The organism is Flammeovirgaceae bacterium SG7u.111 (assembly GCA_034044135.1).
GTDB lineage: Bacteria > Bacteroidota > Bacteroidia > Cytophagales > Flammeovirgaceae.
Map to the genome: position 1 here is coordinate 4,228,644 of CP139021.1, position 22,562 is coordinate 4,251,205.

The window sequence follows — 22,562 nt, forward strand, 5'->3', positions numbered from 1 at the left end:
AAGCAAAAAAGTCAGTTGAAAAAGCCTCCCAACTTTTGATTTCCGAATACTATTTCCTGTATCTCGTTCCTACCAAATATCCTTTGGTGCTGGGACTTGAAACCAAACTACTAAGCCTTCAAACAGGTCTCCTGAGAGGTGTGCACCAAATATTATCGAAAATTTTACCCCAAAAGCCGTTGAAATGAGCAAATCCTGTGTTGAAATGCCTGTTTATTGTCTTTGATCATGCTTGCAGGCTCTTCAAACATTAGTTTCCTTCGTTTGATCAAGACTTATTCCAAATTTCCTTTGGTGGTATTTCAACAAATGGGCTTACAAGTGATTGAAATAGGGACAGTAAGGCTTATACGCCAAATATCCTAGATGAAATTGGGTAAAAGAGCCTTTGCTAAGGCATAACTTCGAAAAAACCCACTGTCCTTCTCCCAAAGCTGTTAGTTTTGTAGAGCGTTCATTTAACAAGATACCTCAACACCCCATGGAAGGAAAGAAAACACGCCAACTTGCCGCAGTAATGTTTACCGACATAGTGGGCTACACGGCCCTGATGCAAGGGGATGAAGCGCGCGCCATCCGTATGCGGGAAAAGCACCGAGAGGTGTTCCAAGAGCAACATGGGCTGCACAATGGAAACATCATCCAGTATTATGGCGATGGGACGTTGAGCATATTCAAAAGTGCCTTGGAGGCTGTAAAATGTGCTATTGCTGTTCAAAAATTGCTGCAAGAAGGCGAGGTTATTCCCCTCCGAATTGGCTTGCACATGGGCGATATCGTGTTCAACGAAACGGAGGTTTTTGGCGACGGGGTGAACCTTGCCGCACGTGTGGAAAGCATGGGCATTGCTGGGGGGATTTTACTATCGGGAAAGCTGAACGATGAGCTAAAAAACCAAACCGATATTTCCACAGTCTCCTTGGGGAGTTTCAACCTCAAAAACGTTGAGCAACCTATTGAAATCTTTGCAGTTTCCAGCGAAGGAATGGCTGTGCCCCAGCCTACGGAGCTGAAAGGCAAGCAAGAGCCTGGCAAGACCATTGCCGTGTTGCCCTTCGTAAACATGAGCACCAGCGAGGAAAACGAGTACTTTAGCGATGGGATTACGGAGGAGATCATCAATGCACTGGCGAAGATCAATAGCCTGAAAGTTACTTCCCGCACTTCTTCGTTTTTCTTCAAAAACAAGAATATTCCTATTACAGAAATAGCTGCGGAACTGGGCGTAGCGGTGGTGTTGGAAGGAAGCGTGCGTAGGGCTGGCGACATGGTCCGGATTACGGCACAGCTCATCCAAGCCGCGGACGATTTCCATTTTTGGTCGGAAACTTGGGACAGGAAATTAGAAAATATTTTTGAGGTACAGGATGAAATAAGCCTACTCATAGCCGATAAGCTTCGCGAGCATTTTGGGCACTTCGAAATAGAAGACCATTTGGTGGAAAAGCAGACCGACAGCATAGCGGCGTACGATGATTTCCTGAAAGGAAAATATCATTACAACAAATGGAACCCAGAAGACGCAAAAACAGCCATGGGCTTTTACGAAAAAGCACTGGAGCTTGATCCATCACATGCCGAGTCCTTGGCAGGACTTGCCGATTGTTACGGTTTTTTGGCTACTACAGGCTTTTTACCTTATGTGGAAGCTTGGGAAAAGGCGGCGACCCTCGCCAAAAAAGCACTGGGTATAAATGAACAATCACCTGATGCATATTACCAACTTGCCAACTACGCTTTCTTTATTTCTTGTGACTACAAGGAAAGCTTGGAGCTGGCTATGAAGGCCGCAAAGCTACAGCCTAATTATATTGAAGCTCAACACTTTCTTTTGTTTTTGTACATCATTGCAGGAAAGAAAGAGTTGGGCAGAAAGCAATTGGAATTGGTAATGAGCATAGATCCACTTTCGCCCGAAACGCTCTTTTACAATGGCTATTACCATTACATAGCAGAAGAATACGCTACTTCGCTCGAATATTTTGACAAATGCTTAGCCCAAAACCCGAGAAACATCCCTGCACATTCGGTGAAATGTTACTGCCTGCTCAAGCTCAACCGCCCCAACGATGTGTTGGGCTATTTTGAGAAGCTTCCGCCCGAGATTGTAGTGGAAGGGGACAAATTAGGTTCAACGGCTCTGGCTTATGCGGTAATGGGGGACAAGGAAAATACAGAGAGATACCTCTCCATTTTGGAGGAAGAAGCGAAGACTCCCGAAGGTTTCAGGGCCCATTCTTTCCTTTTTATGATGTATGCCCTCACGGGGGCGCACGAGAAGGCTTTTGAGTGGATTGAACAATCCATCGAAAACAATTCTTCCTTTCTACTTTTCCACTTTGCCGACCCTTTGGTAGACTCGTTGAAATCCGACCTGAGGCATGACAAATACCAGCAACTTATTTTCCCAAAAGAGCTTTTTGAAAGTACTTCCAAGAAGAAAAAAGCACTTTTGGACGAGGAAACAACCGAGCTCTTTACGAAACGTTTATTAGCACATTTGGTAGAGGAAAAGCCCTACCTCGACCCCTTTCTGACCCTCCGAACCTTGGCGGAACAGATCGATATCCACCCCAACCAACTTTCGTGGTTGCTCAATGAGAATATGGGGAAAAACTTCAACGAGTTCATTAATTCGTACCGAGTAGAAGAGTTCAAAAAGCTTTCCCAAGATCCGAAAAAATCACATATCACCTTAATGGGCTTGGCTTACGAAAGCGGCTTCAATTCCAAAACTGTGTTCAATACTTACTTTAAAAAGGAAACGGGGCTTACGCCAAAGCAGTTTTTGAAGAGCATAAAATAGAACTTCTACCTTCTAAGGTGGAACAAAAAACTTGGAAGGATGAAAAAAAGCCAAACTTTTTTTGGTTTAGTATGATTCAGAACCGATCCATTTTGTTCGGAATTATAATCACGAACACTTGCTCTTGCCCTGTCCAATAATTTTGCTTCATCTAGAAATCAAAAACGCTAAAAAGATGAAAGCAATAGTTTGTGAAAAATATGGATCTCCCGAGGTACTCCAACTCCAAGAAGTAGCCAAACCAAGTCCGAAAGAAAATGAAGTTTTGGTAAAAGTGCATGCCGCTTCGGTAACTACCGCAGATACTATGATACGCCAAGGAACGCCTTTCTACGGCAGGCTGTTTATTGGTTTGTTCAAGCCAAAGCACTCTATCATGGGAACAGGATTTGCAGGCGTGGTGGAAGCTATTGGAGAGCATGTCTCGCAATTTGAGATGGGGCAAGAAGTATTTGGGGAGACCGCTTTGGGCTTTGGGGCTAATGCCGAATATGTCTGCGTGCCTGAAGATGGGGTAATTACAACCAAGTCCAGCAATATTACTTTCCAAGAAGCTGCGCCTATCTGCGATGGAGCCCTAACTTCCTTCAACTTTTTGAAAGAGTTGGCAAAAGTAAAGCTTGGGCAAAAAGTGCTTATCATTGGCGCATCGGGAAGTTTGGGAACAGCTGCGGTTCAATTGGCAAAGGCTTTTGGGGCAGAAGTAACGGGTGTTTGTAGCAGCAGGAATGTTGCCTTGGTCAAATCCCTAGGTGCAGATCATGTCATCGACTATTTGAAAGAAGACTTCAGGCTAAATAATTCTACCTATGATATTATATACGACACTGTTGGCAAAAGCTCTTTTTCCCAGTGCAAAAGTTCCCTTTCTGTCAATGGCTTGTACCTTTCGCCAGTGTTGAACATGCGCTTGCTTTTCCAAATGATCTGGACGACAAAAAGCAAGAAGAAAGCGCTGTTTGAAGCTACAGGGTTGAAAAAACCTGTTGAACTTAGGGAAATGCTCAAAGAACTCAAGCTGATGATTGAAAATAACTTATTTTCAACCGTAGTCGGGCGGGAATATCAGCTAGAGCAGATAGCGGAGGCGCACCGATACATTGACCGTGGGCATAAAGTGGGAAATGTTGTAGTGAACATTATACATAATGAAAGCGATTTGGTTAGCACTGAAGACGAACAGAAAGTTTTGACAAATACCCACTAAATAAACTGACACGCTATCTTGGAGACGATTCAAGCGGACTCCCGATTTCACTTTTCTCAGTATAAAACTCCTCTCAACTTTAATCTCAAATTCAACATGAACTCTATTCGGATTTCATCCATGAAATATGCTCGGTTTGCTGGGCTGTTGTATATTCTCATAGCCATTTTTTCAGGCTTTAGCATGGGCTACCTCCCAACTATTTTGATAGCTAAAGGTGACGCTGCTGCCACTGTTCAAAACTTCAACCGCCATTGGGAATTATTCCAATTAGGACTCGCCGCCGACATTCTGGTATGTATAATAGAAATTGTCTTATCCGTAATTCTTTACCAGCTTTTTAAGGAGGTAAACAGGGCTATTTCCATGATGGCAATGTTTTACAGGCAAGCGATGGCGATCATTATGGGTATCAATTTGATCAATTACCTTATGCCTGTTACCCTTATGAACGGGCAAGATTATCTATCCGCCTTTGAGCCTAACCAACTAGAATCTTTAGCTTTATTTTTCTTGGAAGCGCACCAGATAGTGGTACTTATCTGGGGTATTTTCTTTGGTTTCCATTTAGTTTTACTAGGGTATTTGGTCTTCCGCTCTGGTTTGTTCGCCAGTTGGCTGGGTGCATTGCTCATGGCTGGTGGTTTTGGCTATGTGGTGGAAAGTTCCAAAGAATTCCTTTTCCCACAAGTTGAGTTATTTTCTTGGTTGGCTATAGCTTTGCTTGGCTGCGCAGTCATCAGCGAACTTACTTTTGCCATTTTGCTCTTGGTAAAGGGAAGAAAAGTGTTTTCGAATTGATACCTTCTCATAGTTTTTCCTACTTGCAAAGTTTGGTATATTAGCTCCAACTTATTCAAAATATCAAATGAACTACGAAGCGCAATCCATCAGGACTTTTATTGGGGCAAAAGACTTTGGGGAATCAAGGAGTTTTTACCTTGAGCTGGACTTTATTGAAGTTCCGCTTGGTCCTAAAATGAGTTTCTTTAAGGTTGACGAGAAACTAGGCTTTTACCTACAAAATGCTTATGTGAAAGACTGGATAGATAACTCCATGATCTTTCTAGAAGTGGCTAACCTTGAGGAATGTTTGAAGGGGTTAAAAGAAAAAAACTTGACAGAAAAATATAAAAACGTCCGCCTTTCGGGAATTAAAACAGATAGCTGGGGCAGAGAATTTTTCCTTCATGACCCCTCAGGAATTCTTTGGCATTTTGGGGAATTCACTTCTTCCAAAAGTTAACATACGCTCTAATAACAGAAATTTAGGAATGATAAAAATAACACGAACAAACTCAGAGAACAAAGACTTTGCTGCATTGGTAAAACAGCTTGATGCTGCTCTGGCGGAAACAGATGGAGATGACCATGCTTTTTACAACCAATTCAACAAAACCGATAAGATCAACCATGTATTGGTCGCTTACAAAAACGATGAAGCTCTGGGCTGCGGGGCTATTCGCAAATACGATGCTACTACTATGGAAATAAAGCGTATGTACACCTCTCCTGAGAGCCGAGGAATGGGCATTGCCAGCCAAATTCTCCATGAACTGGAAAAATGGTCAGCCGAACTAGGCTTTCAAAAATGTATTTTAGAAACGGGGATAAACCAGCATGAAGCCATCGATTTGTACAAAAAGAATAATTACCAATTAATTCCTAACTATGGCCCATATGCAGGAATTGATACCAGTTTTTGTTTTGAGAAAGTATTGTAACTTTTATAGGTGGCACACAAACCTCTTTTCTAAAGCAATGGGTATCCCTTTTTTAGTACAGCTTATATTCCCGAACACAACTCTATTTTAAATTACTATCCTATCCCCAATAATTTCCCCACGTAACATATCAGACGTTTCCCCACCCTAAAAACCTTAATAAATGTAAAATTAAGAGAAAAAGAAGGAGTTATATAAGGTGATTATGCTGCCCTAAAGCAGCAACAAAAATAAGCTAAATATAGACCAGTAGTTACCCCAAACAACTTCTTTAAGATGAATACTAAAACTTTCAAGTTTTTCCTTATTTCTACTTTTTGCAGCCTTTTGTGCTGGGCAAATGCCTTTGCTCAATACGGCATTTGGATAAACGATGGGCAAGAACATATCAATAAGCGAGAGGTCTCACTCCGGATTTTGGGCGAAGGCATGGAAGAAATGATGCTCTGCAACGAGTATATTTTTGCTGGCTCTGCTTGGCAACCTGTGCAAGAGAAAATAGACTGGGTTCTTGATGAAGGCGACGGCCTCAAAACGGTCTGTATCAAATTTAGGGACAAAGACGGCAACGAATCGGGTTATATTTTTGACGAGATCATGCTCGATACCCAAGCTCCTTTTGGGGGAAGTTTGCTGCTTGCCGGAGGGAATACCTACATTACACATTACATGAACGTAGGGATGGAAATAGCTGCCTACGAAGCAGATGAGATGTTTGTAAGCACAGATGAAAACTTTAGTACGGGAAGATGGCTTCCCTTCAACTCCCAATTTACTACAAACCTTAGTTCGGGCGATGGGGAGAAAAAAGTCTACGTGAAGTTTAGAGACAAAGCTGGAAATGTATCGGAAACTACAAGCGATGCCGTAATTTTAGACACAACCCCCCCTTCTGATCTTAGGTTAGAAATAATTTCAGACGACATCATTCTTGATGAGACAACAGGCAAGAAATATCTGAACCAAGTGAACTCCAAAGTAGACCTTGAAGCTTTCGCCAAAGGTGCTGAATACATGAAAATCACCAATGTATTTTCCGACTACGGGCTAAAATGGAGAATGGTGGACGATTACTACGAAGACTGGCCGCTCGATAACCCAAGGGATGGCGTCTATTATGTATATGCGCAGTTTAGAGATGTTGCCGGCAACCATTCTCGCATAGTAAAAGATGAAGTGATTGTGGACACCTATCCGCCAGTTGCGCCCAATGTAGCCATTGAAAATGATGAAAAATTTGCCACAGGCGAATCGGTTGAACTAGATCTTTTTGCCTTAGAGGCGACCGAAATGATGATAAGCGACGACCCTAAAATGCTCGGCGCAGAATGGCAACCATTTCAGCGCCAAGCTACTTGGAACTTTGAAGAAGGCGATGGGGAAAAGCGAATTTTTGTAAAATACAGAGATATAGCTCACAACGAAACCCCCGTAGTTAGCGATGAAGTACTTATTGATAGGCTAGCCCCACAAAACTGTTCTATCAGCTTACAACATGGCGACGAGGTAATTGACGATCAGTTCGTAATTGTCGATTTGAATGCCGACGATGCCCTGATGATGAAAGTAAGCGAAGATCCTACTTTCTACCAAGTACCTTGGCAATATTACAAAGCAGAGCCATTTGTATTTACCCTCAACCGTGACCCTGGTCATAAAAAAGTATATGTGACCTTCAAAGATGAAGCAGGCAACCAAACGGATATTTACGAAGATTCGATCATCATCAATGCACCGCCTGTTCGCTACCAACTAGCAATAGACCGCGCTGCTAAGTATTGTACCGACCCCGAAGGAAAAACCATGCTGTATATCCACTCAAGGGAAGCAAGTGAAATGATGGTTAGCAACCTCAAGCATTTTGATGATGCCGATTGGGAACCTTATGTTAGGGAAAAGCCTTGGCAACTAGAACCTGGCGTGGGAGAAAAAGAAGTTTTCATCAAATTTAGAAGTGCCATAGGCACGGAATCTCCTCGAATATCGAGCAAAATAATTCTTGACAACGAAGCTCCCCAAAATATTGCACTAAGCGTAAATAAAGGAAAATCCGAAACGCTACTTTACCACACAAAAGTAATGGTGAAAGCTGAAAATGCGGAATTTATGCAGATCAGCAACCGCCCTGACTTTTTGGAAGCCCCTTGGCAACGCTACACAATGGAGCCAGTTTCGCTCAAGCTTGTCCCCCAATCTGGCGACATCCGAATTTATGCTCGCTGCAAAGACTTGGCAGGAAATATTTCCGACACAGTTTCTGTTCCATTAACTGTAGGATTAATGCCTCTTCGAGCAAAAATATCCATCGACAAAGATGCTATTTATTCCCACAGCAAAGAGCTGAAGGTAAAACTTGATCTCTATGCACAAGATGCCACCGAGATGATGGTTAGCAACAACAGCAGCTTCAGGGGTGCAGAATGGGAGCCTTACCAAGAACAAAAGGACTGGGAGCTTACCGATGTAGATGGAAAAAAAACGGTATTTGTCAAGTTTAGAAGTAGGACAAAAACTGAATGCCGCCCAGTTTCAGATGATATTATCTTAGATATTCATCCGCCACAAAAACCCAGCATCACGCTGGCAAATGGCAAGCCTACCACCAAAGATTATTATGTGTGGAGCGAATTAAAAGCCGCCGATGCGGTACTCATGAAAGTTAGTTTGTTCGAAGACATGCACGACGCTAGATGGCAAGCCTATACCCACAAACCTTACCTCACTTTTTTAGGTACAAAAGGCGACATGACCGCCGTTTATGCCCAATTCCAAGATGTTTCGGGAAATATCACCGATGTAGTTTCGGATAGTATATTTGTAGAAGTCACACCAAACCAATGCAAAATTTCCATCAACAATAACGATCCTTATACTACCAATAGAGAAAGCAAGGTCTCACTTCTGCTCAAATCAGACAACGTCGACAAAATGATGATCAGCAACAATTCCGATTTTGCAGGGGCAGAATGGGAGCCTTATCACATCAAAAAAGAATGGGTACTTACTCCAAATGACGGAGAAAAGGTTGTTTACGCCAAGTTCATTAGCAAAACTGGAACGGAGTCGAAAGTGGTGAAGGATAAAATATTAATAGATACCAAAGCTCCTTTCGATTGCGCAATGGAAGTGAGTAGCTCAAGATGGTGGGAAAGACTCAACCCCAACTATATCCAAGTAAAGGTGAAAGCAAAAGATGCCGTTTTAATGCAACTAAGCGAAAACGGAGAATTCAATAGGGTACGTTGGTTGCCTTATACGGATGTTCCATTTACTTACAGGGTAACCCATGGCGATGGTGTCAAAAAACTTTATGCTCGTTTCAAAGACTTGTATGGAAATGTATCTGAAGTAGTTAGCGGATCGGTGAATATCGACAAGCTTCCTCCTCAAAACAACAGCTTGGTGATAAACGACGGAAAGGCTTTTACCAACTCTGAACATGTAAAATTACACTTGTACTCCGAAGATGCGGCAATGGTACGAATTAGCAATACTTTGCCATCCATCAAAACTGCCCGCTGGGTGAAATACGAGGAAGAAATAGATTGGAAACTAACAAATAGCGAAGACAACATAAAGCATGTGTACATCCAGTTCAAAGATGCTACGGGAAATGTAACCAAACCTGTAGAAGTGAAAGTAGAGCTTGATAGAAAGCCTCCACTAGATGCCATTATGACCATAGAAGGAGGTTCTTATTGCCATAATCCAAATGGGCTCGTTATGCTCAACCTTAAGTCGGAAGGAGCCACCAGAGTGATGCTTAGCAACTCGAATAACTTTGAGGGGAAAAGCTGGAAAAAGCTAACACCGAAAATGGAATGGCAACTAGAAGGTCCTGATGGAGACAAGGTTATATACGCCCGCTTTAGTGATGAGTCGGGCAATGAACCTGACATGGCTTCGGTAAGTGTTTTACTAGATAGAAAAGCACCCGAAGGAAATGATTTTACCATCAACAAAGGAGCGGAATTCACCAACTCCGCCAACGTAGAGCTCAGCCTTGAGTCTATAGGAGCTCATGAAATGGTCATCAGCAACACAGGACTATTTGCTATTCCTGAAAAGTGGGAACCATTTAAGAAAACCAGAAAATGGAACCTGAACCACTTAGAAGGGAAAAAAACAGTTTTTGTGAAATTCAGAGACAGGGCAGGAAATGTAACTGAAGTGCTCACCCAATCGATCATTCTCGATTCAGAATCGCCAGTAGTCCATACCTTCAAAATAAATGGAGATGAGACTATGGTAGATGGCTTGCAAGTTTCATTAGATTTCCACCTAAAAGACGCTCCATACAATGAGATGCCCGATGCCAAATTCATGCAGATAGCCAATTCTCCCAACGGATTGGAAAGCGCAGAATGGCAGCCTTTGTTCAATGGGGCAAATTGGAACATAGGAGGAACGGGACTTCAAAAAGTATATGTAAGATTTAAAGATGTAGCCGGAAATGTCACCAGACCTTTTGCCGCACAGATTACGGTTTATTAGATTTCATCACAATTTATATTTTCTCAAAACATAATAGAAAATGCCTCATGCTACAGTGTGAGGCATTTTCTTTTTCCAAATACCATAATCACGCAGAAATCAGGAGCAACTCCAACTTATTATTTGGTCATTTCAGCTATTTAGTTAATTTTTTACCCCTCCAATATAGGTTTATTAGATTATTTTTCGTTTATTGAACATGAAGTACGCCAAATCTTTGGATCAGCTGCTAAAGCTGGCAGATCTTCTGCACCAAAACTCTGATTTGAGAATACATTTCATAAACACATAATCCATTATTCTAACACCAACACTTGTAACATTATGAGTTCACAAAACGAACAAAAAGTAGTAAAAGGCTTCCAAAAACTTCTGGGAGACATTGGCGAAGCTATTGGCGATGCCGCATCCCTCGAAGTATCTACTTTCACTGGAAATTTCCAGTACAAAGTATCGGAAGTGGTTAAAAACGACACTGACCGAGCAAGGGTGGACCAAGTCCTCAAAAAAATGACTTCTGTAAAAGGAGAAGTTGACCTTAAGCTCTTTGCCTTCACCAGTATCAAGATCGACTCGGATGTCACCAACATTGTTCGAGACGATATTTCAGAAGCGGACAAAGAACTGCTTACCCTCCACAAAGACATGATTGCCGAATCGCGCGAGGCTAGGGCCAACATTTTTGAAATGGTTAAAAACTTGGTAAACACATTCGGTAAATAAGAATGGCAATCCCCAGAGATCTGATAGAAAGGCTAGAAGAAGAATACACGACTCTCCCCGACCCTACTGACGAGATTTTGCAGCACTTGCAGGAGCTTGGCTATATAAATAGGGCGCTGGGCGATGCTTTGCTCAACTCTCAGATCGATGAAGGAAAACAAGCGTTTAAGGAGGACTTTTTATCGTCAGGCTTGCTTAGTCGCAAAGAGATTTCCGACAGCTTGAGGCTAGACGAAGAAACGTTCCTCCTCCAAACTTCCCGACAGGCAACGGACATTGACGAAGGTTTTACCTTCAAGCAAATGCCTGAACTGGGTACGACCAATCTCATCACCCGAATTATCCATTACAGACTGGAGCTTTTTGGACTTTGGGATGGAAATGCGTTTCCCATTTCGTCACCATTTTCCATCAATGCGCTGCTGATGCTAAGAAGGCTGGAAGAATACACCGACCTTTCGGAGCTTGATTGCATTAACCAACTAGCAGACATTGAAGGGTTTACATATCGGCTATTGGAAGAAAGACCTCCAGAGGATTTCATTTTGACTTTTAGAGGAAAAAAACTGGAAGGTGATGAGTTTAAAAAACTGGAAAGAAGGCGGGCATTTGGCAGGCAACTGGTAGACGAGTTTGGGGAGAAGAACGAATACATTAAAAAGCTCAAAAAAACGGTTCTGAAAGACAACGAGGATAAAATTGATTATCACTTCCTTAGGAAAGAATCGAGAAATGAGTTCAAAAAATTCGTACTTAGGCTCATCCAAGTTCACCAATGGCAGGAAGGCTTTTACGACGGCTTGCTAGACTCCAACATGGGCGATGCCACGGTAAGCAGCGTGCTAGAAGCAATTAATTTACACAATGAAAGTACGGATGCCGACATCAAACCACACCGAGCGCTTACCTATCTGGACGATGGTTTTTATATGTTCAACGGGCTGTTTTTCTTGAAGCAATACATGGTGGAAAACGAGGGGCACAACCCCGAAAAGCTATGGGAAGAATTGGGCAACCAAGTGGCCGAAGCCTCGGAAGAAGACCGCGAACAATACAACGAAAACCTCTCTAAGATAAAGAAAGAGCTGGTTTCGGGGAGTGACAAGCCAACAGTTAAAAAAGGATTTTTTAAAAGGGTCTATTGCGGAGTAAAAAAAGTACTCCAAAAGGCTATGGCAATGATTAAAAAGCTATTCAAATTCGTCCTTACCAAGCTCAAACAATTGACCAGTTTCCTCACCCGTATTTTCAAAATTTTCTATGAAAACCTGCGGTTTGGGATCAAAGCCTTTCTGGATGGGCTAAAGTTTATTATTGGAAGGAAAATGGTGGTTACCGCTACAGAAAAAGACTTTATTATTTCCACTTTTTCGTTGGACGGCGACTGCATGAATTTGGCTAATCAGTCGGCGGCAAAATTGGTGAAAGACCACAGGTTCAAAACAGGGTACTTTTTTGCTACCATGTTTTTTTCCTTAAAAGTGGTGCAAGGCGTGCTCCAACTCGTACTTAGGGCGGTAAACATGCTTTCGTGGCCGCTCTTGCTCATTAAAATAGTGCAAGTGGTCAAAATGATTGTGGAAGAATCTAAAGAGCTACGGCTCAGCTATGAAGCACAACCTGTTCCATAAGATTTCACCTGCATGGAAAATTTGAAATTGAATCAATTTATTTGTAAAAACACATCAAAATACTAATACAATGGCAGCTAATACAAAAAAAGAGTCGACCTTATTAGACAAATTGGTAAACAGTGCAAATGACCTTACCACACTCAACATCGAAACGGTGATGTGCAAATTGGAAGTTGATAACCAAGGGAAAATTATTTACCCAAAATCTCAAGAGGTTCAAGGCATAGTAAGCAGGATCGACCTGATAGACGGTGATGTGAAGACCCATGTAACTGAACCATTTTACAAGAAATACCCCGAATTGGTACAGTTCCACCAATCCCGTGAGGCAAAAGGCAGCGAGATTATCGAGAGCAACATCGAAACTATTGGGACAATTGTAGATACGTTGAAAGGTATTCTCCCAGCATTGAAAGATCTCTTTCCAGAAGAGTAATTTTTCTAACTTAGCAACCTTCAAGCTGGCACATGCCAGCTTAGGTATTTCCTTGAATATTTTTTTATAAAGTAACATGGGCCTTTTCTCCAAAAAAGACAACAGTGCAGAAAGCAAAAAGTCAGTGATTCTGGATATACTCGATGACTTGACTTTTATGGAAATCAATACCATAATCAAACCTGCAATGGGGGCAAGTACGACCCCTGCGTTCGACGAATTAGTAGCACAATTGAAAAAAAGCTATGCCTACCGACTCGGCACTTTGATACACAAAAACAATATTGGGTACGATTATGACAAGGGCAAATGCCAGTCCTATGAATTTTTGCATACTGAGCTAAAGCAAACGGAAGCATATATGCAAAAACATAAGCAACGAATGGACGCCGAAGACTTTGTTATTTTTAGTAGAATTATGGGTTTTTGCGATTATTTGGAAAGGGCAGATATCGTAGTAGAAGCTAAAGATTCATCAGCTGGATTAAAACCGATGGATATTTACCACATGGATCTCGATATGTTTGACAAATACGACTTTAAACCCATAAACCCTCGGGACAAGGCTAGAATAAGGAGAATGTACGATCTAGGCTCAGAAAAGATCATTCTCCAGACTCGGTTTGGCATTGATGGAGACGTGGTGACACGAATAAGTGAGCACTATGCATCTGCTCCGAAAGAAGCACTTACCAAAATCCATGACAAACATGTCCAGCTCTCTCTGGACTATTGGCAAAGCTTGATAAAAACAGCAACTGAGCTAGTTGGGGGGATTTTCGGCAATAAGTAGTTTGAAGGGAACTCGCGGTCATATCAAGTTTTTAAAGTCACTCCTATTGCTAGGGGAAGTCAGCTTTTTGTCCAAAAACAGCAAGGGTGAATTTGTGATTGAAACGAAACTCTATTTGGACGGGGATATTGTTTGTAAGGTATTTTCGGAAAATGAAGAAGAAGAAGAAGTGATTGATAAGCATATAAAAATGATCAAAAAACAGGTCAGTATACTTAGGCACCTGAGCAAATACATCACTGCTTTCATTACCACCATTTCCACCACTGCTGGATATTTAGTCCAGCTAGAATCTAACATTCCGAATAACTTAGGGCTAATAATCCCAACTGTTGGGTTCGTATTTCCACTCTTCTTCAAAAAGCAATTTTTTGGAGGAGCAATGAGTATATTTACTTTTATAACTAAAACCTTTACAAAAGATTCCTTGAAAAGCTTTACCAACGTAAGCTAGATCAAACCTTCTCTAATTGCCTGAACAACCAATTCTGTACTATTTTTACTCTCTGTTTTTTCCAACATATTTTTACGGTGGGTCTGCACCGTATGGACACTAATTCCTAGTTTATGAGCTATCAATCCATTTGGATGCCCCATGGCTATCAGTCTCAAAATATCCCTTTCCCGCTTCGTGATAACCGATTCTAAAAGCCTGATCTTACCTGTGTTATATACTTTATAAAAAACAGTCTCATAATCATCGTGCTCATTCAAAAACCGCACTGTTGCGCGCATGGGCAACTCTTCTCCTTCACCAAAAACGGTAAAATGCCCCAGCCCAACAATAGGCCTCCCGTTGGTATCTGCTAAAATATTCACCTGGTTTTCAAGTATATTCACATAATTCCCCTCTGCATTTTTAAAGCGATAGTTGTACTGGAAATCTAGCCTATCGAGTAATTGGGGTGGGTAATTTTCTAAGTAGAACTCTACCAGCTCTCGAAGGAGCTGCAGCCATGTTTGAATTTCATCAGGATGTATAAACGAAAGAAAGTGAGGGATTCCTTTTTCTAAAAACTCTTCCTTATCTTGCCCAGTGGCAAAGCCAAAGTTTTTGCTGATAAATTCGTATTTACTAATACTCGTATTTGTGATCATTAGGAAAGTAGAACTTGGAGGAAGCACCTTATCCAACTCTTTCAGGTGCTTGATATGCCCCTTAATTTCTTCTTTTCTAAAATCATATGTAGTCCTGAAAATCTCGTTGTAATGGTCAAACTTCCCCATAGCTAATTGTTAATAAAATGTTGGTTCAAAAGAATAAACATTCGTTTATTCTTTTGAAAAACAGAAAGTAAACATCGGTCAAACCTTTCTTATTTGCGAAAGTATTATTTTTAATAAAAAATGTATCTACAAAGTGCAAAACAAATGAAGTACTTTATTTTATTCATTTTTCTTCTAGTTCCAGAAATCAGGACTTCATCGAGCCTAAACTTTACGCTCATTAGGCCAGACGACCTCATGATCAGGTACATGGGCCGCTTTGATTTCAGGAACCCACTTCAGCCTTCTTTCGGCTGGCCTGGTTCCAGCATCGAATTTATGTTTGAAGGCACTTCCTGTACCTTATTACTCGAAAACTTTTCGGAAAACAAGGACGGTTATGGAATGCCCCACCTGAGCTATTACAATGTTTGGCTCGACGGAAGGTTGCTCGCTCCACTGGAAGTGATGAATGGCAAAATTATTTACCCCATAGTGAGCGGATTAGGCGATAAAGCTCACCACTTGAGGCTTTTCAAAAGAACCGAGGCTCACACTGGAGTAACTGCATTTAGGGGAGTAAGACTCGATAGAGGAAAGCGGCTCCTGCCCCTCCCCCGTCGCAAGCAACGGAAAATTGAATTTATAGGAGATTCTATCACCTGTGGCTATGGTAATGAAGGAGACAATAAGCGTTGTAAATTTTCGGGAAAAACAGAAAATAACGAAAGAGCTTATGGAGCTATTACAGCCAAAAACTTGCATGCAGAATACGTTGCCGTGGCGTTTTCGGGAATAGGGATGTACCAAAACTACGATAGGAATAAAGAACGGACGATGCCCACTATGTACGACCGAATCTACCCTCAAAACGACTCGGTTTTTTGGGATTTTTCCTACTGGAAGCCACAACTAGTGGTTATCAACTTGGGCACAAACGATTTTGCCCATGAGAACCCACCCCGCTGGCGGTACGTTGATACCTACAAAAAATTTGTGCGCAAAGTAAAAAGCAACTACCCTCATTCAAAGGTGCTTTTGCTGCTTAGCCCCATGGTGTCGGATGCTTATCCTAAACCCAGAAGGGTGCGGAGTACGCTAGCCTCTTGCCTTCAGCAAGTGATAAAAGAACTCAACCAAGAAGGAATTTGGAACTTGCATTATTTCGAGTTGAGCGAGCTCGATGCACAAAATGAAAAAGACTTCGGTTGCGATTTCCATCCCAGTGCCAGCAAGCACCTTCAGCATTCCGACGAACTAACTCTATTTACGAAAAAATTGATGAACTGGGAATGAGTTAGAAGCTACTACTATGGCTTATAAAAAAGATGATCGCCCATTTGCCAACAAGGCAAACAAACGATCAGTCTTCTATTTTGCTTCATACCTGAAACTCAAACGACAGGTAAGTGCGATAACTTATATGCAATCCTGTAAATTTCTTATGAAGTTAATGAGTCTTCTCCTTAACAGAACTACTTCAGCCTGATAGCAATTTTCCTTCTCGTCCAACCAAAAAAACAACGAGTGGGTCAATGCGAGTATAGGACATTATTATATTAAATTACACTCTCTAACCAACTAGCTGAAAATGAAGAAACTTTTTGTACTACTCACTCTATTTTTATTTTTTACCACATCAAATAGCCATGCCCAAGACTTGCTGGAAAGCAGGAAAAGCAGCTCCGTAAAGCATATATTTCGGATCACGCCCGAGCAGGCGGAAACCATTTACCGCAAAGGGGCTCACGAGGTTGATGATGCGTATTTCCAAAACCTGATAGCCACTTACCACCTCGACAGCGGCTACTACGAAGAACTGCCAATTGGGCATTACCTCTACGTACACGTAGCGGGCAACCGGGTGGACTTTGAACTCGAAACGGTTAATACGTTGCAAGTAAACGTGCTGGACAACCATCGGGATTTGATTATTTCGGTACACGAAAAAAATGGAAAAGTTGCGGAGGGCGCAAAAGTCAAACTGAAAAAGAAAAGCCTTCATTTTGACAAAAAGCTTCAGGCTTTTCGGCTAGGCAAGGCAAACAAGCACGGCTTGCTAAAGGTCAGCTACCAAGGCGAGGAAGGCTATTATAACGTGGAGCAATATGGAAAAAGCAGCCGTTACAAACGTATTTCCAGCAAAATCCTTTATTCTGTGCCGCTTCGGTATGTTTGGATTCCTCTCCGATTTATCATTTTCATTCCTATAGATGGAGTTCGGTCAATTGTACATCATAGCCCTACAGGTTCTATTTATTGGTTTGTAAAACAGTACAGGAAGATTTTTGAAAGGGATTATTATGACTACAACCGTTACAATTCGGATAAACACCGAGGCTACATGGTGTTCAACCAACCCAAATACCGCCAAGGCGATACGGTGAAAATCAAGGCTTTTATAGTGAACAAAAAGGGAAAGCCCGTAGATAAGAAACTGGATTTGGTTCTTTCTGGAGGTGGAAAAAATATAGACTTAGACTTCCTCGAACCATATACCGCAGGCGGGTACAGCTATGAATTTGTGCTGCACGACAGCCTTGGGCTTAGGCTGGACAGCTATTGCAGTATTCGTTTGGAAAACGAGGATGGGGATAGCTACATAAGCGGAGCGTTTCGGTACGAAGATTACGAGCTCAAAAGTGCCACCTACACGCTTCGCACGGTGGAAAAAGAGCATTTCCGTGGCAGACCGTTTTCCCTCATTATGCAGGGCAAGGACGAAAACGACCTGAACATCATGGACGGTAGGTTTGTGCTTTCCCTCACCACCAACCACGTGAGCAGGTTTTACCCCGACTCGGTATTTGTGCCCGACACGCTCTGGACGCACCGCCAAGCGCTCGACCCTGTGGGGGAAACCAAGCTCACCATCCCCGACTCTATTTTTCCACAAACCAACCTGATCTACAAAATAAATGTGGATTTTTTGACCTCGGACAACGAGAAAATACACAAAAGCAAGAATGTAAGCTACTGGTTCGAGAACAAAGAAATCAAGTTTGAAGAAGAAGGAGATCGTTTGAGTATTTCTTACCATAAAAATGGGGAAACAAAGACTGGAAAAGCTATTTTAGAAGCATATGACTCAGAAGAAAACCTTTTGGAAGAAAGAACTTTGGAGCTACCCATCAAGGTACAGATCAATCCATTTGTAGCAGAATATTGGGTGGAAACTGATAGCACTTCAAATTGGCACGAATTGGGAAATGGAAATATTTCCATCTCTGGTTACCGAACGGCAGATTCGGTGTTCTTCGCTGCCCAAAACCCTTCGAACATCCCCTTCACGTGGCAACTCTACAGCAAAAACAGTGAAGTTGCCCGAGGCAACGGAAAGGAGCTGAACCTTCGCAAAAGCGTAGGAAACAAAAAGACATACTCGATCAGGTGGCAATACATATATGGTGGAAAAGCCAAAAATGGGTCGGCTACGGCTCAGCTTTTTGACAACCAACTGAACCTTAAGGTTGACCAACCTTCTGTCATTTATCCAGGGCAAAAAGCGAGCATTGAAGTAGCCGTGACCGACTCGAAGGGCAAGCCTGTAAAGGATGTAGATGTGACTGCTTACGCAAACACCAAAAAGTTTGGGAGCGAAAACCATGACATTCCTTACTTGGGAAAATACCGTGCGCCAAGGGGGGATCTGAACAAATTCAGCTTGAAAGACACCAAAGGGCACGACGGAAATATCCGACTGCAATACGAGGAATGGAACAAGCTTTCCAAACTTGACAGCGTGGAATATTACCATTTCCTTTACCCCAAAAATAAGCTTTACAAAACCAGCTTTCCTGTGGAAGACAGCGTTACGCAGTTTGCTCCCTTTGTGGTTGATAATGGGAAAATCGAACCCGTTCATGTGGTTTACCTTGATAACAAACCTGTTTATTTCAGCTTTTCTCAACAAGCCCAACCTTATTCTTTCCGAGTGGATAGCGGATATCATTACCTAAGGCTGAGGACTTCTACTAGGTCAATTATTTTGGATAGCCTTTACTTTGCTCATGGCAAAAAAACAATCTTGAGTGTGGAAGATTCAGCTGTAGCCAAGCACATTTCTTCTTACACAAAGCTTAACACGTTTAGCGATAATGAAAAAAGGTCTTTGAGCAGGTACATTTTCCCTTATGCCAAAAACCATCCCGAGCAGCTCACTTATCTGTTGCAGGACTCGATTGTCACGAAGCTAAATCATCCAAAATCCTATCGCTACGGAAGAAGAGTAGAAGATCACACCAGTTTTGTTGGCCCAGTTTCATCTGCGCCTCTCCAATTTGTAGTGATAGATAGCTTTAACACAAAATTTAATCACGAAAGCAATTTTGAGTATGACTTTCAAAAAGGTTTGCTCAAAATGCGAGAAAAAGATACAAAAAGTCTGCTCCCTAAACGTTTGAGCAACTCTCTATCAACCCCTTCCTTTACTGGCCGAGCCTATACTGTTAAACAAATGGAAGATTCTTGGGAGGCATACCTCAAACGAAACATCGCTACCAATAGGATTTGGTACGACAATGCAACTTCGACTGAAAAAGGAAATGGCTGGCTGAAAATCGAACTTGAGCACGAAAGCCCCGACAGCTTACGACCACTTTTGCTCAACACGTTCATTTTCACCCTCGACGACCCCGATTTTTTACGGTTGTACCCTGGGAAAACAAACAGGTTTCACCAGCTCAAACCTGGCACCTACCGCATGGTCTTCCTTTTTGATGACCACAAATATTGGATACAGGAAAACGTGAACATCCGACCAAATGGGGCAAACTTCCAACGGGTAAAAATCCCACAGGAACTCAAACAAGACGAGTTTAGCGACAAGCTTACGGAGTTGATTAAGAGAAGGGCGAAAAAGCCGTACACAGGCACGCCCCTGAAACAAGAAGTTCAACAAGTTTATAGAGAAACGCAATACACGAACTCCGCCATCAGCGGAAATGTGGTGAGGGGGACGGTGCTTTCAACCGAAGATGGTGAGCCGCTTCCTGGAGTTTCTATCCTTGTTAAAGGCACAACCTATGGGACAACCTCTGATATTGATGGCAACTATGAACTGGCTGTCCCTAACTATAATTCAATCTTGATATTTAGTTTTATTGGTTGCGTCACTAAAGAAATACAAGTCAGCCAGAATTTCATTAATGTTTCTCTTGATTATGATTTAGCACAACTGGAAGAAGTAGTAGTGATTGGGTATGGAACGCAAAAAAGAAGAGAGTTAACAGGAGCAGTGTTTAGCATAAAAGCAAATCAATCCCTACAAGGAAGAGTTGCTGGAGTTTCGGTCAACCAAAATATCATGATAAGAGGGACTTCTTCTTTAGGTGAAAGCTCACCTCTCTACGTGATAGATGGAATGGTGTATGATGCAATGCCCGATGGTGTAAATATAGATGATTTTGCCAGTATGGAAGTATTGAAAGATGCGTCAGCAACAGCAATATATGGCGCAAGGGCAGCAAATGGTGTAATACTTATCTCAATGAAAGAAGGAAAAGGCTTGGCAAGCCAGATCATTGGTGGAGAAGCCAAAGATGCTTTTTGGGAAAATGCGGCGGCTGGAAATTCCCTTCGAACCAACTTCGCTGACTATGCATTTTGGCAACCTCGCTTGCGCACCAACAAGGAAGGAAAAGCCTCGTTTGAAGTCACTTTCCCCGATGACATCACCAACTGGAAAACCTACTACCTCGCCATGAACGACCAGAAGCAGAGCGGGTACACCAGCGGGGAAATCCGTTCGTTCCGCCCACTTTCTGCAAAAATGGCGACTCCCCGCTTTTTGGTAGTTGGAGACTCAGTCAACTTTGTAGGCAAAGCCATGAACTACACCGCAGATACGCTGGATATTTCCACCTTCTTTTTGGTAGAAGGGGAAAAAGTGCTGCCCAAAAACCTCCAACTCGCCAACGCCGCCATCGATTCCATCTACTTGGAAATAGCAGACAAGGATTCGCTGAAAATTGGTTTCCAAGTAGAAAAAGCCGATGGATATTTTGATGGGGAAGAAAAAGGCATCCCGATTTTCCCTGTAGGCACGAAGGAAACCAAAGGTCAGTTTTTAGCACTTTATACCGATACGGTTTTCCAACTTCCGTTCACCCACTCCAACAAGGTTACGCTAAGAGCCGATGCCAATTTATTGAGCATTGCCGAGCAAGAAATAAAACATGTGCTCAACTACAAGTACCTCTGCAACGAGCAACTCGCCTCCAAGCTCAAAGCCTTGGTAGCCAAAACTAGGATCGACCTTGCGCTCAAGCGGGAAATTATCTACGCAAAAGACATCCAAAAAATCATTACCCGACTGGAAAACACCCAACGTACTGACGGCACTTGGGGCTGGTGGGAAAACACCGACCGAGTGGATTGGATAACGCTGCACGTATGGGAAGCTTTGGCACAAGCCAATGAAATCGGGTACTCGAATAAGCTGGACAAAGAGCTCATCAAAAACAGTTTAGTTTGGGAAATTGACCGAGCAGGCAGCAGGAAAAAAATGAAGATCATCGAGCTGCTGATGGCATTGAATGTTCCATTTGCCTACAAAGACCACCTCCAAAAAATAGAGGCAGACTCCGTGACTGAATTTACGTTGGGGGAAAAATTTAAGCTCATCCGCATTAGGCAAAAACTTAAGTTGCCTTATGACCTGAAAATAGTTGAAGAGAGCAGAAAAGAAACCTTATTTGGCGATTATTATTGGGGGGAAGAGAGCCGTTATTACGCTTTTGCCCAAAACCCTTCGCTCAATACTGCACTCGCCTACCGCATTTTGAAAGCCGACAGCACGGACGAATTTACCATGAGAAAAGTAAGAAGTGCTTTGGTGGGAATGCGAAAAGACGGTTTCTGGCAAAACACCTATATTTCTTCCTACGTGTTAGAATCCATTTTGCCCGACCTCCTCGGCGATACCCCAGGCGAGCTACCCGATGCAACGCTAACCCTTAGCGGAGCTGCAAATGTACGGTTGACAAGCTTCCCTTATACCACCGAGCTGAACCAGCAGGGCGTACTGAACATCAAAAAAGGAGGAAAACTTCCCGTTTATTTGAGTGTATTTGAAGAGTTTTGGCAGCCCAACCCCACTCCTGTGGACAGTGCCTTCACCGTTCGCTCCTACTTCGATTTGCTAGATACGGCATCCACCGAGCTAAAAGCTGGGGAAGCTGTGAAGCTCAAAGTGGAAGTGGTGGTGAAGAAAAAATCTGAGTACGTGATGATTGAAGTTCCCATCCCCGCAGGCTGTACCTATGAAAACAAACGCCAATATTATTACAGGGAAACCCATCGGGAATATTTCAGAAACCAGACGAGTATTTTCTGCCAAGACCTTCCTGCTGACACCTATGAGTTTGAGGTAGAGTTACTGCCGAGGTACAGCGGAAAATACACCTTGAACCCCGTAAGGGCCGAGCAGATGTACTTCCCTGTTTTCTATGGTAGAAATGGGTTGAAAAGAGTGGTGGTGGAGTAGTATGTCTAAAATTCGGAACAAGTACTGGTAGCCCATTTGTTATACACTAGCAA

14 protein-coding genes are annotated in these 22,562 nt (G+C 42.5%); 13 read left to right on the top strand and 1 reads right to left on the bottom strand.

Features of this window, described 5'->3' with window-relative positions:
• The first annotated feature begins 481 nt into the window (after window positions 1-481).
• The 11 genes from R9C00_16565 (at window position 482) to R9C00_16615 (ending at window position 14,271) form a co-directional block, all read left to right on the top strand.
• Window positions 482-2,806, top strand: a complete 2,325-nt coding sequence (locus tag R9C00_16565; protein ID WPO33316.1) for a helix-turn-helix domain-containing protein — start codon at window positions 482-484, stop codon at window positions 2,804-2,806.
• Between the two features lie 175 nt (window positions 2,807-2,981).
• Complete coding sequence (locus R9C00_16570; protein ID WPO33317.1) at window positions 2,982-4,013, top strand: NAD(P)-dependent alcohol dehydrogenase; 1,032 nt, start codon at window positions 2,982-2,984, stop codon at window positions 4,011-4,013.
• A 96-nt stretch (window positions 4,014-4,109) separates the two neighbouring features.
• Window positions 4,110-4,814, top strand: a complete 705-nt coding sequence (locus tag R9C00_16575) for a DUF4386 domain-containing protein (protein ID WPO33318.1) — start codon at window positions 4,110-4,112, stop codon at window positions 4,812-4,814.
• A gap of 67 nt (window positions 4,815-4,881) precedes the next feature.
• On the top strand, window positions 4,882-5,259 hold the full coding sequence (locus R9C00_16580; GenBank protein WPO33319.1) for a glyoxalase: 378 nt from the start codon (window positions 4,882-4,884) through the stop codon (window positions 5,257-5,259).
• Between the two features lie 28 nt (window positions 5,260-5,287).
• Window positions 5,288-5,737: a GNAT family N-acetyltransferase gene (locus R9C00_16585; GenBank protein WPO33320.1), complete on the top strand. Its 450-nt coding sequence runs from the start codon at window positions 5,288-5,290 to the stop codon at window positions 5,735-5,737.
• Window positions 5,738-6,013: 276 nt separating this feature from the next.
• Window positions 6,014-10,231, top strand: a complete 4,218-nt coding sequence (locus R9C00_16590; protein WPO33321.1) for a hypothetical protein — start codon at window positions 6,014-6,016, stop codon at window positions 10,229-10,231.
• Between the two features lie 324 nt (window positions 10,232-10,555).
• Entirely contained in the window at window positions 10,556-10,954 is a 399-nt protein-coding gene (locus R9C00_16595) for a hypothetical protein (GenBank protein ID WPO33322.1), read from the top strand.
• Between the two features lie 2 nt (window positions 10,955-10,956).
• Complete coding sequence (locus R9C00_16600) at window positions 10,957-12,585, top strand: hypothetical protein (protein ID WPO33323.1); 1,629 nt, start codon at window positions 10,957-10,959, stop codon at window positions 12,583-12,585.
• Between the two features lie 70 nt (window positions 12,586-12,655).
• On the top strand, window positions 12,656-13,024 hold the full coding sequence (locus R9C00_16605) for a hypothetical protein (protein ID WPO33324.1): 369 nt from the start codon (window positions 12,656-12,658) through the stop codon (window positions 13,022-13,024).
• A gap of 76 nt (window positions 13,025-13,100) precedes the next feature.
• Complete coding sequence (locus tag R9C00_16610) at window positions 13,101-13,817, top strand: hypothetical protein (protein WPO33325.1); 717 nt, start codon at window positions 13,101-13,103, stop codon at window positions 13,815-13,817.
• A gap of 94 nt (window positions 13,818-13,911) precedes the next feature.
• Window positions 13,912-14,271: a hypothetical protein gene (locus tag R9C00_16615; protein ID WPO33326.1), complete on the top strand. Its 360-nt coding sequence runs from the start codon at window positions 13,912-13,914 to the stop codon at window positions 14,269-14,271.
• Here R9C00_16615 and R9C00_16620 read toward each other — a convergent pair.
• On the bottom strand, window positions 14,268-15,044 hold the full coding sequence (locus tag R9C00_16620; protein WPO33327.1) for a LuxR C-terminal-related transcriptional regulator: 777 nt from the start codon (window positions 15,042-15,044) through the stop codon (window positions 14,268-14,270). The two genes, R9C00_16615 and R9C00_16620, sit on opposite strands and share 4 nt — an antisense overlap.
• 144 nt (window positions 15,045-15,188) lie before the next feature.
• Here R9C00_16620 and R9C00_16625 point away from each other — a divergent pair, with 144 nt between their 5' ends.
• Together R9C00_16625 and R9C00_16630 are read left to right on the top strand one after the other, a co-directional pair.
• Entirely contained in the window at window positions 15,189-16,319 is a 1,131-nt protein-coding gene (locus tag R9C00_16625; protein WPO33328.1) for an SGNH/GDSL hydrolase family protein, read from the top strand.
• 295 nt (window positions 16,320-16,614) lie between these two features.
• Window positions 16,615-22,509: a carboxypeptidase-like regulatory domain-containing protein gene (locus R9C00_16630; protein WPO33329.1), complete on the top strand. Its 5,895-nt coding sequence runs from the start codon at window positions 16,615-16,617 to the stop codon at window positions 22,507-22,509.
• Window positions 22,510-22,562: the final 53 nt, after the last annotated feature.